Origin of the sequence: Leuconostoc pseudomesenteroides KCTC 3652 (genome assembly GCF_014634745.1) — a bacterium.
GTDB classification, from domain to species: domain Bacteria; phylum Bacillota; class Bacilli; order Lactobacillales; family Lactobacillaceae; genus Leuconostoc; species Leuconostoc pseudomesenteroides.
In genome coordinates this window covers 187,848-202,206 of record NZ_BMBP01000003.1, presented here as the reverse complement: position 1 = coordinate 202,206, position 14,359 = coordinate 187,848, and the positions used below count along the sequence as shown (strand labels likewise).

Below are 14,359 nucleotides of genomic sequence, written 5' to 3'. Positions count from 1 at the left end.
AGAATTCCAGCCTTCCAAGCTGGCTATGCGGGTTCGATTCCCGTCATTCGCTTGATGTTAGAGCATCAAAATATGGGCCATTAGCTCAGTTGGTTAGAGCGCTGTGTTGATAACGCAGAGGTCCCAGGTTCGAGTCCTGGATGGCCCACTAATGAGAGGGTAGTGAATGTTATGTGAGCATAACATTCACTACTTTTTTTGTTGATGATTCACAATGTAATTTTTTCATTTATTTTCAGAAATCGTGACTTAAAATATTAATTTCACAAACTATCTTTATTTTTCCTTATTATCAAAGACTGTATTGTCAACTTATTTGACAATATAATAAGAAAATAAAAAAAACTTTGCATACTTTGTGAAATCGTGGTAATCTTAAATCAACGGCTTAACGCTTACATTATTTTCATGCAAACGCGCGCGGTGTTAAAATAACGAGGTTTCGCGCGACATGAATGATATAATATCCGGTCCGATTTTTGTGCCCACTTAGTGACATTTTTTTGTCGTTAGGTGTTGAGGTATAATGAGATTGGAAAAATGGAAGAAAAATTATTTAACAAAGGCTTTTTAACGATTACGATCATCAACTTTATTGTCTATTTGGTGTATTATCTCATGATGGTCATCATTGCTGTGGTAGCACATGATCAATTGCATGCGTCCTTTGGGCAAGCTGGTCTTGCATCAGGAATATATATTATTGGTACACTGATTGCGCGTTTAATTATGGGTAAAGAGCTCGAATTAATTGGACGCAAGCGGGTGGCCAGATGGGGCGCTATTCTCTATTTAATCACAACAGTTGCTTATTTGGCTGTTCCTACGATAGGTGTTCTAGATGGTGTTCGATTGCTTAATGGTTTTGCTTACGGTATGACTTCAACGGCACTGAATGCGATTGTTACAGAGTTTATCCCAGAAAAACGCAAAGGCGAAGGGATAAACTATTATGGTTTGAGTACAAGTCTGGCAGCGGCTATTGGACCTTTCATCGGGTTGTTGCTACTGAACGCAACAAGTTTTCAATTTATCGTCATTCTGTCAACAGTATTAATTGGCGTATCAATGGTTGCGTTGTTTGCAGTTAAGATTAATAATGTTACTTTGTCCGCTGCACATCTGGCTGAATTAAAATCTTGGAAAATTTCTAGTTTTATTGAATTTAAAGTTTTGTTAATTGCTGCCATTGGCTTTTTAATGGGATTGTCTTATTCATCAGTTTTGTCATTCTTAGCTTCTTATGCAGAGACATTACATTTAGTGGCTATCAGCTCGTTTTTCTTCGTAGTATATGCTGGTATCGTCACCTTGACGCGTCCTATGTCTGGTAGAATTTTTGACCGTTTTGGTGAAAACTACGTCATGTACCCTAGTTATTTGTTTTTGGCGGTTGGATTAGTAATCTTAGCGTTTGCGAACAATGGCTTTGTATTATTACTGTCTGGTGCATTTATCGGGTTAGGCTATGGTACATTTATGTCAAATGGACAGGCGGTCACACTTAAACTTGTCACTAGCCATCGAATTGGTATAGCTCTTTCCACTTACTTTATTGGTTTGGATTTGGGACTGGGTGTTGGTCCATACGTATTAGGTGCTCTGCATAATGCACTTTCATTCCGTGAGTTGTACTTGGTATCAGCGGTTATTCCGATTGTCTCGGCAATTCTTTACTTATTATTCTATCACCCAAATAAAACAAAAAAAGTGGCCCAGAAAGTTACTAAACGCGAATTAGCTTAAAAAAAATCACATCATAATCTTGATGTGATTTTTTATTTTCAATTAAACAAGCCAATCGTCTAGATTTTCGATTTCATGGGTTGGTTTGATTGCAACTTGGTTAATTTGTTCGTGCGTTGATAAGCCTGAATAAACTAAGAGCGTGTCGATACCAGTATTGATACCCGCGAGAATATCTGTATTATAGTTATCACCAACCATAACAACATCTTCTTTGGCAACTCGTAGTTTCTGCAACGCACCTGTCATAATTGGTGTTTCAGGTTTTGCGATGACAGTTGGCATTACCTGAGTAGCAGTTTCAATGGCTGCTACGATCGCGCCAGCTCCAGGAAGCATACCGCGCTCATTTGGTAAATTAGTATCACGATTGGTAGCAATAAATTTAGCGCCATGTTGGATAGCTAAAGTTGCATACATCAACTTATCGTATGTAAATGTTCGATCTAATGCTGCCACCACAAAGTCCGCATTGTCGTCTTGCACCAAACTAAATCCGGCGTCTAAAAGTGCTTCTTCAAGGCCGATCTCGCCAACTACCAAAACGCGTGTTTGTTGTGGGGTTGCTAACGCTTTCAAATAATCGGCAGTGGCCATGGCACTAGTATAAATTTGGTCAGTAGTTGTGTCAATCTGATGATTGATCGTTAAGTTGGCAGCAACATCAGCCGGACTTTTGGTTGAATTATTTGTGACAAATAAGTAAGGAATATTGGCGGCTTTTAAGCGATCAATAAATCGTTTGCCCGATGCAAATTTTTTAGATCCTTGATATATTGTACCGTCAAGATCAATAAAATACGCTTTGTATTTTGACATGTTTAATCTCCATTTAACATTGAATGACTATATTATACACATCAACAGTTGTTGATATCAAACAACGAATCAACGGACTTCTCTCCAATCTCAATCTCCCTAAAATAAAATCTCCTAAATATCGTCCGCCCGCAAGAGATTGCGGGTTTTCGTTTTAATTATGGATTTATTTTATGTTTATTTGATGGAAAGCGGGTAAAATGTAATTATACTGTTAATGATATATGACCTATTATTAGGTGTTAATCACGTCAGCATAGAGGGGAGCTTATGGCAAAAAAATATAGAACACCACCTTTTTTGACACCATCAGCAATTGTGTCGCTGATTGTTGCTATTAGTGCGGCCAATTTGGCTGTTAACGTTGCAACAGGTACAACAGAAGGTGGGCGAGCATCATCACGGGCGGTTAGTACAACGTCTTCGTCATCAATGGATACAAGCAAAACTACAACGACGACCAGTCGCGATAAATCATCTAGTGATACCTCATCATCTGAGAGTAGTGACACGTCATCATCCGTTACACCTTCTTCGTCTTCAACTTCATCACCATCATCTAGTACAACAACAACATCTTCATCGGCTCCAAGTTCATCATCGAGCCAAAGTTCGAGTTCTAATGCGACGTCTACCAGTAGTTCGGAGGACAGCCAATAATGTTTACATTGCTTGACTTAGTCAATCATTATCTTGGTTATTTTACTACCAATTCTAAAGTAAAAGGCCGTATTTACACAGCAGTAGGCGCCATTGGCGTATGGTACCTACTATATCTGGCATATCGTTTTTTTGAAAACGGTCGTGTTCTAAGGGGTAGTTTACTAGTAGCAATATTTTTAGTTTTACTGTATTTTGTTATTTTAAATGTGTTGTATTTTTTTACAAAAAAAACAACGAAATGGGATATTTCGCCTAAAATAGAACAAATTGTCGGACAACCCCATGAAGAAACGACACAATCCGTAGCGAATGTGATTATTCCAGCAAACGGGCTATATGAACGTCAAGACGTTATGAACGGTGTTATTGACAGTAATTTACAGCAAAGAACCAACATTGACATCGTTGCTCATGAAATGAATGATTTAAATTTAATCGCACAAGACTATGGTCACTTGGGTGAACAGGCGCAGCGACAAATTATTGCGCAAAAAGGAGTGATTAACGCCAATCATCCAGGGACAATATTGCCTTATTTTGATATGCAAGAAACTGGTGGCACGTTGACAATATTTGGTGGCATCAATCAGTTGCAGGCTCGTGAACTTGGGATTGTATCTCGCGTGGGTCTGACACCAACGGATCAAGCATTGTCACATTATCGTTTGGCTGTTGCTTCGGTAGTTCTGACTGGCGGATTAAGTCATGTTGCTACGAGAAGTGAACTCATTGACGATCAGCAGCCTTATCAAATTAAAGTTGAAATTGCTTATATGAGGCGTTCTTAACACAAAAAAAAGCGCCTATGACAGCGCTTTTTTCATGTGAATATGTTGAATACCAGCGTCGATAAACGCTTCGCCAAAAGCTGAAAATCCTAGATGATCGTAGAAACCGCGTGCTTGAACTTGTGCGCCTAATACTAATGTTTTGATACCGTATTCAGGGGCCAGTTGTTCAATATAGGCAAACAATTTGCTACCAAGACCTTTGCCACGCGCAGGATAAAGCGTGGCTACACGTTGAACATGCCAAGTCGTTGCTGACTCTGGTAAAACACGAGCAGTTGCTGCGAGTTTACCATCAACATATGCTACGATATGAATCGCTTCTTCTTCAGCCGACGGATCATCCATCTCGTCAGCAATAGCAACGCCTTGTTCGATGACAAAAACGGTTTTTCTAATTATGAGGGCGTCAGCTTGTATTGGACCAATCCCTTTTTGATGTTTTATTTCTATTGTCATGATACAAGTATAGCAATATTTAGAGCGAGTGACCATATAAATTGGTATAATGAAACTTATGAAAAATTTTTTAAAAAAATTTTGGCACCAGACGCTGGCGCCAAAAAATTGGCTAGCACAACTGAATACACGACTTGGTTTTTTTACATGGTTGGTTGTCTTATTTACGTTGAAAGCTATTTTGGCGTACGGTGCTGATTTTGATTGGCTACACGTTTCTGATCCATTACAAGTAATTCTCATGCTATTGAATCCAATTGGGTTTACCATGATTTTGTTTAGTTTGGCCTTATTCATCAAGCCCAAACAAATTTATTATGGAGCGCTATTACTCATTGATACAGCGATGACAACATTGTTGTATTTGAATGTTATCTATTTTCGAGAATTTTCAGATTTCATGTCCATTAATACCATGTTGGGGTACAATACGGTTAACCAAGGTGGTAAAGCAGCAGGCGCCATTTCTTTTGGTATACATGATTTTTTATTTTGGATTGATTTAGTCATTTTAATTGGCTTGATGATTATTCGAAAAATTAAATTCGATCAGCGACCATTAAAACGTTGGCAACCATTTAAACTTTTTACCATTGGTGTTTTTGTATTGGTGGCAAATATGTTTTTTGCAGATGTTGATCGACCACAGTTATTAACACGTCAGTTTGATCGTGAATATATGGTGAAATATTTGGGTATTGGGCCATTCACGATTTATGATGCGATTAACACATACCAGACTAGTCAGGTTCGTAAAAGTGCAACGCCATCTGAATTGACAGCTGTTCAAAAATATATTAAGAAGAATTACGCGGCGATTAATCCAGAATTTTATGGCAAAGCTAAAGGCAAGAATGTCATTGTGATTCATTTGGAAAGTTTCCAACAAATGTCACTTGATTTGAAAATTAATGGTCAAGAAGTAACACCTTTTTTGAACAGCTTATATCATAGTAAGTCGAGTGTTTCATTTGATAATTTCTTTAATGAAGTTGGACAAGGTAAGACATCTGACGCAGAAAATATGCTAGAGACTTCTACTTTTGGATTATCACAAGGCTCACTGTTTTCTAAATTAGGAGATGATCAGACTTTTCAAGCAATGCCTGCTATTTTGAATCAACGTGCTGGTTATTCAAGCGCAGTATTTCATGGCAATTTAGGGACTTTCTGGAATCGCAGCACCGTTTATAAACATATGGGTTACCAAAATTGGATTTCCGGTGATTATTTTGATGTTACTGGTAAAAAAGCGACATCGTGGGGCCTGAAAGATAAATTATTATTTCAAAACTCTATTCCTTATCTAGAACGTTTGCAACAGCCGTTTTATGCTAAATATTTGACAGTGACGAACCACACCCCCTACACACTAGATGCACAGGATCAAGATCCTAATTTCCAGACTTCAAATACAGGCTCAACACTAGTAGATAATTATTTCATCACGAACCATTACCTTGATCAATCTGTGAAGGAATTCTTTAATTATCTCAAAAAATCAGGATTATATGACAATACCGCTGTTGTCTTGTATGGTGATCATTATGGTATTTCTAATACTGACGCGCCTTATTTGGCGTCGGTGCTTGGCAAAAATGAGAGTAATTGGAATGATTTAGACAATGCTAATTTGCAACGGGTGCCATTGATTGTTCATATACCTGGCATGACAAATGGTTATATTGATCATACTTATGGTGGTGAAATTGATGTCGCACCTACCTTGGAGCATTTACTTGGTATTAGTACTAAGCGTTATATTCAATTTGGACAAGACTTATTAAGCAAGCAACACGTTCAAATTGTTGCTTTCCGCAATAAAGACTGGATAACACCTGAATATGCCAGTTTGTCAGGACGCATTTGGAATACGAAAACGAATCAATTGATTGAATATCCTGATAAAAAGTTGCAGGCTAAAGTCAACAAGATTCAAAGTTATGTGAATAAAAAATTGAATATGTCAGATAATTTGAATCAAAAGAATTTACTACGTTTTTATACGCCAAAAGATTTTAAGGCAGTTGATCCGTCTAAATATGATTATAGTAAAGATAGTACGGTCAAACGATTGAAAAAAATTAACCAAGAATTAGGGACAAAATCTACAAGCTTACTGTCTAAAAATGGCAATCAATCAACGTTAAGTGATTACATTACTGACGCACCAGAGTCGCGCGATAAAGCGACAGATACCACGAGATTGTTACCACGAAACGCAGATGATTGGAGTGGAAATTAATGATGTTTGGAGTAAAAATATGACCAAAATTCTCATTGCCCTTGAAAACATTGGTCTTGGGGGCATGAAGCGTGCCACAACCGTCGTGGGTAACGCCTTAGCACAACAACACAACGTTGTGTATTACAGCTTTTCTGATTTACCACCCTTTTATGCCCTATCAGCGGAGCTACGCATAGCAAAGAGGCCGTTAACTTTAGCCAACGATGCAGAGCCTTATATTAAATATGCTGAACAAATTCAAGATTTTATTAATCTTGCACGGGAATTCGATGTAGTTATTTTAGCAGGTGGGTTGTTGTCTAGTTTTGCTGCCGTTATGAAACCACAATTACCTGATACACAGTTAATTGGTTGGATGCATAATAATGTGACGACCTACAAAAGCCAGTACTATGCTGATATGCAGACTGAATTTGAAGCAGGTTTGCGGGCACTTGATACTGTTGTTGTGTTAACAGACTACGATTTGGCCGGCTTTAAATCCTACAATAAGCACGCCGTCAAAATATGGAATCCGTTGACTATCACACCAAATGGTCGTGCTGATTTGTCGCAGCATATCATTGCCTTTACAGCTCGAATTGCGATTCAGCATAAAGGCATCGATTTTGCTGTGAAATTGGCTTCAAAATTACCAAACGATTGGCGCCTGGCAATTGCAGGTAATGGGCTACCAGAAGACATGGCAACTTTTCAAACCTTGATTGAAAAATATGCGGCGCACGATAAAATTATTTATCGTGGTGGGCTAAAAGATGAGGCATTACGACAACATTACCGTGATGCTAGTATTTTCATACAGACGTCTCGTTGGGAAGGATTGCCATTGGTTTTGGCTGAAGCGATGAGCTTTGGGTTACCAATTGTCGCAATGAAAAATACCGGTTCTGCGGAGGTACTAGACGGCGGTAAATACGGTATTTTAGTCGAGAATGGCGATGTTGATGGTTTGTTAGCAGCTATTCAACCACTATTAAGTACTCAAAAAGAGCGACGATACTACGCTGATATTTCATTACAACGAGTAGAAGATTTTGAAATGGGCCCAATTTTAGAACAGTGGCAGGCTTTGTTTTAACAAAGGAATGTGCTATATTTAAATAGATATTAGGGGTGTTTAGCAACTTAGTTGACAAAAAACACTATTTCTAGAGGCACAGACATGAATTTTGACAAAGAAAATTTTAAAAAGCCGTCTCTTGATCATTTACAATTCCGTATTGGCGAGTTAGCACGTATGACAAATATTTCGACACGGCAACTTCGTTATTGGGAAAAGCAAGGATATGTTCAAGCGATCGATCGAGAAGATGAACAAGAATCTCGGTTATATGGCTTTCGAGCGTTTATTAAGGTTGCAATAATCAAACAAAACTTAGATGATGGTGACAGTCTTCATGACGCTGTTGATAAGGCTAATGAACAACTTGAAAGTGCCATGATTATTCATCATATTATGAAAAAAGCCTTTCAAGGCATTGAAGAATATGAGGGTCGTGTTGTTGTGAATTTGGGTTATTTTGATGACGCTGAGACACAATTGTTGTACGTCTATCTGGAATCTGGCAAAGTAAAGTATCGGGTTGTTGATAAACGCGAGTTTCCAATCACGAGAAAAAGCCAGTTATTATAACAGCTTCCCTTCAGAATTGTTATAATGGCTGGCTTTTTATTTGAACATTTTTGGTTGAACGCGAAGCAAAATAATCAGTACAACGATCGTCAACAGGATTTGTGGGATAACATAAGCTGCGTTGTATATTAGTGAGTAAAGCCACGGATTTTGCCCTTTGGGGGCAAAGGCACCGTAAAAGAAACCACCAGCCAAAAAGGAACCAAAAAAGCGACCAATACCACCTAATAGGGCACCAATTGATATGAGTATCATTGCTTGCCTTGTTGCATCTCGACGGAGTGCATATTTTAATTGGTTTTCGAACAATCCGCCGAGACCAACTAGCGTATAGGCAAAGAAATAGTCAAAAAATACTTGTAATGGATTTAAATAGTACGGATTTAAAATAAAAGTCACTATACCAACAATTAATCCAGTAATCATACCGGCTTTTACACCGTGACGGTACGCAACAAATAATATTGGGACCAGTGACAAGGTTACAGCGCCACCTTGTGGCATTTTAAATAGGGTCAAACAATCAAAAACAACAGCCAAGGCGGCAAATATAGCCACTTCAGCGATGACGCGGGAACGAGAATTTTGCATAGACTTCATATCTCCAAAAAATAAAAGCGCAACCGTCAAGAGAATTTACAGGTTGCGCCATTAATGAGCTAAACAATGTGATATCTCCCTTCGCATGCATTATCATGAGCAGGTTCAGTGGGTATATCTCAGCCATAGGGCACCCCAGATAATCTAAGTATAACTAAAATGACAATAAAGTCAAATTAGGGGCTAATCAACTAAAGGTGTGGGCACTTATCATATGACAACATGGCAATATCAATTTATTATATCACCGCATAACGCAGGGCAATCAGTCAAAGCCTTATGGACCAAATGGCTCATTCCAAAGCGTATTCGTGGTGCTCTCAGAATTAAGCGTCATTTCACTGTGAATGGCAGAACGGTCCCGACTAGTTACTATTTGGCCACTAACGATGTCTTAGTAATGATGTTTGATCAGGACGACTTTAGAACGAGTAGTTCTAATTATCGACCAAAGTATAATCAGCAGGTAACAACTTTATTTGAGAATGATTATCTTGTGGTGATTGATAAACCAGCGGGGATGAAAATGCATCCGCATTCACCCACAGAAGATGATACTTTGCTGAATTACGTTGCCGGTGATTTTCAAAGGCGTCATGTAGAAGCGTCGCCTTATATGGTACATCGAATTGATCGGGCTACATCCGGCGCCGTTATTATTGCAAAAACGCCTTTAGTAGTGCCAATACTTGACCAGCTATTATCAGCTAAGGTAATTACGCGGACTTATTTGGCATGGGTGAGTGGTGTGATGCCGACAAAACAGGGAATAATTAAAACACCAATTGGCATTGATGCAAAAGACGACAGGAAACGTGCTGTCAATGGCGCCGAAGCACAATTTGCTGTAACGCATTGGACTAATGTACATACAGTTTATCAAAACTCACTATTACGAATTCGTTTGGATACTGGCCGAATGCACCAAATTAGAGTTCATTTGGCTAGTATAGGCCATCCAATAATTGGGGATGACCTATATGGTGGGCGTCATATGACAAGATTGATGCTGCATTCAGCTACCATTGAACTACCTTTACCCTTTGATGGTGGCGTTAAAACGATTACAGGTCCATTGCCTCATGACTTTCCACGGCAATTGCGACAATAAAAAAGAAGCTCGTGATGAGCTTCTTTTTAGTAAAAACATTATGCTTCTTTTGTAATACCCTTATTGAAGAAGTTAGCGGCAAATGCTGCCAAAGCACCACCGAGTAGATCAGCCACTAAGTAAACCCAAACGTGACCAAGTGCTTTACCTTGAACAAAGATTGCTGGACCCAATGCGCGGGCAGGGTTGAAAGCACCACCTGTAATAGGTAATGCGACAATGATTAGAACAGCTAACCACAAACCGATAATCAATGGGGCAGGCACATTAGCCAATTTAGTGACAATTGAAATGACCAAAACAAACAAGAAAGTCAAAATCAATTCAAAGGCGAAAGCGTACCAGCCTTGTCCATCAGCAAAGTTTGTTTGACCAAGACCAGCCAAAGTAACGAATTGTTTGACTGTCATTGATTGACCTGATAAAGCAGTTGTAACGGATGTTGACTTAAGATAAGCTGTAACGCCAAGATAGACAGCACCAGAAGCGACAATAGCACCAATCAGTTGTGCTAATACATAGCCGACAAATTCGACCCATGATAAACGCTTTTGAATCGCCATTGACAGTGATACAGCTGGGTTAAAGTGCCCACCAGAAATGTGACCAAAAGCATAAATGGCAACGGCCAATGCCAAACCAAATGACAAACCAATTGTGATAGGTGATTGTGTCGTAATAGCTGAATAAACAACACTACCAGTTCCAAAGAACACTAACATAAATGTTCCTAGAAATTCTGCGATATACTTACGCATGAAAAATTCTCCTTGTGTGTAATATTACCAATAAATTCCATTATACACGTTTATTTCTAGAAACAAAAAAAGATTGACAATGTTAGTCAATCTTTATAAAATTTAGGCTTTTACGGCTTTTTCATCACTGGTTTTGTTGAAGTAGTTAGCGGCAAATGCTGCCAAAGCACCAGCGATTAGCTGTGCTGGAATATAGACTAGCAGATGTTTAAGTGCTTTACCACCGACAAAAATTGCTGGTGACAATGAACGGGCCGGGTTGAATGATCCGCCAGTAATTGGTAAGGCTACAATAATCAAAACGGCTAAGAAAAGACCAATAACCAATGGGGCTGGAACATTAGTCAACTTTGTAACAATTGAGATTACAAGTACGAACAAGAATGTCAAGACGAACTCAAACGCAAAAGCGTTAAGACGTTCACCAGTGGCATAGTTTGCTTGACCCAAACCAACATAAGAAACGAATTGGCTGACGGTCATTGTTTGTCCAGATAATGCTGTGGAAACAGTTGAAGACTTCAAGTAAGCGGCAACACCGCCATAAACAGCTGCTGAAGCAACAATGGCACCGAGGAATTGAGCTACGATGTAACCACCAAAATCAACCCATGAGAGTCTTTTTTGGATAGCCATTGACAACGAAACAGCTGGATTAAAGTGGCCGCCAGAAATTGGACCAAATGTGTAAATGGCAATTGCTAAAGCAAGGCCAAAAGCTAGTGCAACTGTCAATGGTGATTGTGTGGAAGCTGCAGAATAGACGATACTACCTGTTCCAATCCCAACCAACATGAATGTGCCTAGAAATTCTGCGATATACTTACGCATGTAAGATTCTCCTTATGGGTATAAAATTATCAACACTTACTATTCTACACGTTTATATTAAGTGGTTATTAAAGAAATAGTAATTTTTAATATTTGATTAAATAGTTAATATTTTACCCTTTAAGTGTCAGCGCATTTAAGGCAACGACAATGGTTGAAAAAGACATAACAATAGCACCAATCATGGGGTTGAGCATGAGACCAATGAAAGATAAAGCACCGGCGGCTAACGGAATGGTAATAATATTGTATCCTGCACCCCACCACAAGTTTTGGACTTGCTTTGTATTGCCATGTTTTGCCAAACGAATGAATTCGATGATTTTTGGCAGATGATTAGTAATGAGAACAGTATCAGCGGAGGCTTGGGCAACTTGGGTACCAGCGCCAATGGCGACACTTAAATCAGCGTGCGCTAGTGCTGGTGCATCATTAATACCATCTCCAATCATCATGACAGCGCCACGCTTTTGGTATTCAGCAACTAGGGCAATCTTTTCTTGAGGAGACACACCAGCATGAATGGCTTCAATACCTAATTCATGGGCAACACGTTTTGCCGATTTTTCGTTATCACCTGTGACAAGAACTGGAATAATATGTTGCGCATGTAAATCATCAATAAATTGGCGTGCTGATTCTTTAACACTATCACCTTGTGCAATGGCAGCTATCACCTTATCATGGTTAAGCAAATATGAAACAGAACCGTCTGTGTTTAGTGGTTCAAAGTCAATATGATGTTCAGTTAAATATCGTGCGGACACCAATAGGTAGTGATTGTCCTCGATCATACCGGAAACGCCATATCCGGCTATGTTTTCGACGTGTTGTGCTGACAGTGTTGGTGCGCCTTGAGATTGCGCATAGCTAATAATTGATTGCGCCAGCGGATGTGTTGATTGTTGATCGAGTGCACTCATAATTGCCAAAACATGAGATTGATCATCTTGATAGGCTACAAGTTGTTGCACAGTGAATTGTCCGGTTGTTAATGTACCGGTTTTGTCCATCAACGCGTATTGGAGTTGATTAGCTGACGACAATGCTTTGCGATTTTTGATAAGGATGCCTTGCGCCGCAGCAATTGCTTTTGTACGGCTAATGACTAAAGGAACCGCCAGCCCAAGTGCGTGTGGGCATGCAATCACGAGGACCGTCACAGCAATATTTGTTGCAAAGCCAAATCCTCGTAATGGCGTCCAAATAATCAGGGCACCAAGTGCGAAAACAAGCGCTACCCAGAACAACCACGATGCGACACGATCAGCGAGTGTTTCGACTTGTGATTTTTTATCTTGTGATGTGAGCAAAGTCTGTTGTAATTGACCAATAAATGATTGTGCACCTACCGTGGTGAGTTTAACTTCTAGCGTACCATTACCATTTATAGTACCGCCATATACAGTAGCCTCGGTTGATTTATCAATGAGCTGGCTTTCACCTGTCATTAGTGATTCATCGACCTGACTATTGCCATTTATTACGATACCATCAGCTGGAAAAGATTCTCCTGCCAAAACGCGCACCACCATATTTGATTTAAGGGTGGTAATTGGCATATCCATTATATGATCGCCATGCTTAACGTGAGCAATCTGGGGTAGAAGCTCTCGCAGTTTAGCGGTGGCATCACCTGCTTTCATTGTTGCTGACATCTCAATCCGATGACCCAGTAGCATGATTACGGTAAGCGTTGCAAATTCCCAAAAGAAATCCATTACGTGATGATGAAAGACTTGTGTGGCAATCAAAGCATAAATAGAATACCAAAATGTGACATTTAAGCCCATTGTGATGAGACTCATCATTGCTGGCTTTTTAGCTTGTAACTCTTGACGCGCACCTACCCAGAATGGTTGTGAGCCAATAACGTACAACATGGCGGCCAATAAGGCAGAGACCCAAGCATTGCCTGGGAACACAACGGTAAATGGTAGATTGACGCCCATAAATGGCGAGATAAAGAGAATCGGAATCATTAAAATTAATGATATCCAGAAACGTCTTTTCATATCATTCATGTCCATGCCTGCCATACCCATGTCCGCACCGTGATGATGCATTGGCATGGCTGACATATCTATCTCAGAATCGGCCATCATTGACATATTGTGGTCATGATCCATGTGGTGTTCATGTGTCATTTGTGACATTGTGTGATTATTTTTTTTCTCTGTCATCGTGGCAGGCCTCCCAACCTTTTGGTATGCAGTTACAAGCTATTGTTGGCGGAGCAGTTTTTGATTTTTTTGCCAGCAAAGCTTGTAAGTGGCTAATGTCTGTTTGAGATAATGGCGTATCGGCTAAGGCATTGACTAGTGCATCACCAACGCACATCGCACACATTTCGTGCAATGTTGTAGATAAGGTGTCAACCATTGCTACTTTTTCCGTAATGGTTGCAGTATATATACGGTCTCTGGCAGCGCCATTGTGGCTAATAATGCCCTTTTTGATTAGACGTGTAATCAAAGTTTTAACGGTTGATGGTTGCCAATCTGTTTCCGCGCACAAAATACGGATAATTTGGTTGCTAGTTGCTTCTCCTAACGTCCAAATGACACGCATAATTTGCCATTCACTTGTTGATATTGTTGTGTTCATATCTATAGTTTACAACTGTAAACTTAAAAAAACAAGTCGGTATGATGATAAAAAGTAATTGACAGATTTAAGTGTACCGTGTAACATAGTACACGT

14 protein-coding genes, 1 tRNA gene and 1 riboswitch are annotated in these 14,359 nt (G+C 39.5%); of the genes, 8 read left to right on the top strand and 7 right to left on the bottom strand.

The genetic code is table 11. From position 1 onward, the window contains the following. The first annotated feature begins 74 nt into the window (after nucleotides 1–74). Nucleotides 75–148, top strand: a tRNA-Ile gene (locus IEU65_RS05490). A 392-nt stretch (nucleotides 149–540) separates the two neighbouring features. Then, complete coding sequence (locus IEU65_RS05485; protein WP_010275995.1) at nucleotides 541–1,746, top strand: MFS transporter; 1,206 nt, start codon at nucleotides 541–543, stop codon at nucleotides 1,744–1,746. Between the two features lie 42 nt (nucleotides 1,747–1,788). Here the strand turns inward: IEU65_RS05485 and IEU65_RS05480 are convergent, their stop codons facing one another. Next, nucleotides 1,789–2,565 carry a TIGR01457 family HAD-type hydrolase gene (locus IEU65_RS05480; protein ID WP_139968051.1) on the bottom strand — a complete coding sequence of 259 codons (777 nt, stop codon included), beginning with the start codon at nucleotides 2,563–2,565 and terminating at the stop codon, nucleotides 1,789–1,791. Between the two features lie 270 nt (nucleotides 2,566–2,835). Here IEU65_RS05480 and IEU65_RS05475 point away from each other — a divergent pair, with 270 nt between their 5' ends. Together IEU65_RS05475 and IEU65_RS05470 are read left to right on the top strand one after the other, a co-directional pair. Then, nucleotides 2,836–3,225, top strand: a complete 390-nt coding sequence (locus IEU65_RS05475; protein ID WP_031941014.1) for a hypothetical protein — start codon at nucleotides 2,836–2,838, stop codon at nucleotides 3,223–3,225. Further along, entirely contained in the window at nucleotides 3,225–4,016 is a 792-nt protein-coding gene (locus tag IEU65_RS05470; protein WP_139968053.1) for a DUF6681 family protein, read from the top strand. The genes IEU65_RS05475 and IEU65_RS05470 overlap by 1 nt, the downstream gene beginning before the upstream one ends. Nucleotides 4,017–4,031: 15 nt before the next feature. Here IEU65_RS05470 and IEU65_RS05465 read toward each other — a convergent pair whose 3' ends face one another. Next, nucleotides 4,032–4,475 carry a GNAT family N-acetyltransferase gene (locus tag IEU65_RS05465; RefSeq protein WP_010278888.1) on the bottom strand — a complete coding sequence of 148 codons (444 nt, stop codon included), beginning with the start codon at nucleotides 4,473–4,475 and terminating at the stop codon, nucleotides 4,032–4,034. Between the two features lie 49 nt (nucleotides 4,476–4,524). Between IEU65_RS05465 and IEU65_RS05460 the strand changes: the two genes are divergently transcribed. The 3 genes from IEU65_RS05460 to IEU65_RS05450 all read left to right on the top strand — a co-directional run bounded on the left by IEU65_RS05460 (nucleotide 4,525) and on the right by IEU65_RS05450 (nucleotide 8,356). After that, entirely contained in the window at nucleotides 4,525–6,720 is a 2,196-nt protein-coding gene (locus IEU65_RS05460) for an LTA synthase family protein (protein ID WP_031941013.1), read from the top strand. 19 nt (nucleotides 6,721–6,739) lie between these two features. After that, nucleotides 6,740–7,801 (top strand): glycosyltransferase, encoded by a 1,062-nt coding sequence (locus tag IEU65_RS05455; protein ID WP_031941012.1) that lies wholly within the window; start codon nucleotides 6,740–6,742, stop codon nucleotides 7,799–7,801. A gap of 84 nt (nucleotides 7,802–7,885) precedes the next feature. Then, nucleotides 7,886–8,356 carry a MerR family transcriptional regulator gene (locus IEU65_RS05450; RefSeq protein ID WP_010278877.1) on the top strand — a complete coding sequence of 157 codons (471 nt, stop codon included), beginning with the start codon at nucleotides 7,886–7,888 and terminating at the stop codon, nucleotides 8,354–8,356. Nucleotides 8,357–8,392: 36 nt separating this feature from the next. On the opposite strand, the gene thiT is transcribed toward IEU65_RS05450, so the two are convergent. Then, on the bottom strand, nucleotides 8,393–8,956 hold the full coding sequence (gene thiT / locus IEU65_RS05445) for an energy-coupled thiamine transporter ThiT (RefSeq protein ID WP_242455651.1): 564 nt from the start codon (nucleotides 8,954–8,956) through the stop codon (nucleotides 8,393–8,395). Nucleotides 8,957–9,015: 59 nt separating this feature from the next. Then, nucleotides 9,016–9,104: riboswitch (TPP riboswitch) on the bottom strand. 66 nt (nucleotides 9,105–9,170) lie between these two features. Between thiT and IEU65_RS05440 the strand changes: the two genes are divergently transcribed. Continuing rightward, nucleotides 9,171–10,067 (top strand): RluA family pseudouridine synthase, encoded by an 897-nt coding sequence (locus tag IEU65_RS05440; RefSeq protein ID WP_010278871.1) that lies wholly within the window; start codon nucleotides 9,171–9,173, stop codon nucleotides 10,065–10,067. A 38-nt stretch (nucleotides 10,068–10,105) separates the two neighbouring features. Here IEU65_RS05440 and IEU65_RS05435 read toward each other — a convergent pair whose 3' ends face one another. From IEU65_RS05435 to IEU65_RS05420, 4 genes are all read right to left on the bottom strand, one after another. Further along, the gene (locus IEU65_RS05435) at nucleotides 10,106–10,825 is read right to left on the bottom strand and encodes an MIP/aquaporin family protein (protein WP_010278869.1); all 720 of its coding nucleotides are present in this window, start codon (nucleotides 10,823–10,825) and stop codon (nucleotides 10,106–10,108) included. A 102-nt stretch (nucleotides 10,826–10,927) separates the two neighbouring features. Further along, nucleotides 10,928–11,656, bottom strand: a complete 729-nt coding sequence (locus IEU65_RS05430; protein ID WP_010278865.1) for an MIP/aquaporin family protein — start codon at nucleotides 11,654–11,656, stop codon at nucleotides 10,928–10,930. A gap of 113 nt (nucleotides 11,657–11,769) precedes the next feature. Further along, entirely contained in the window at nucleotides 11,770–13,839 is a 2,070-nt protein-coding gene (locus tag IEU65_RS05425; RefSeq protein WP_010278863.1) for a copper-translocating P-type ATPase, read from the bottom strand. Next, nucleotides 13,820–14,263: a CopY/TcrY family copper transport repressor gene (locus IEU65_RS05420; RefSeq protein ID WP_010278861.1), complete on the bottom strand. Its 444-nt coding sequence runs from the start codon at nucleotides 14,261–14,263 to the stop codon at nucleotides 13,820–13,822. Before IEU65_RS05420 ends, IEU65_RS05425 begins: the two co-directional genes overlap by 20 nt. Nucleotides 14,264–14,359: the final 96 nt, after the last annotated feature.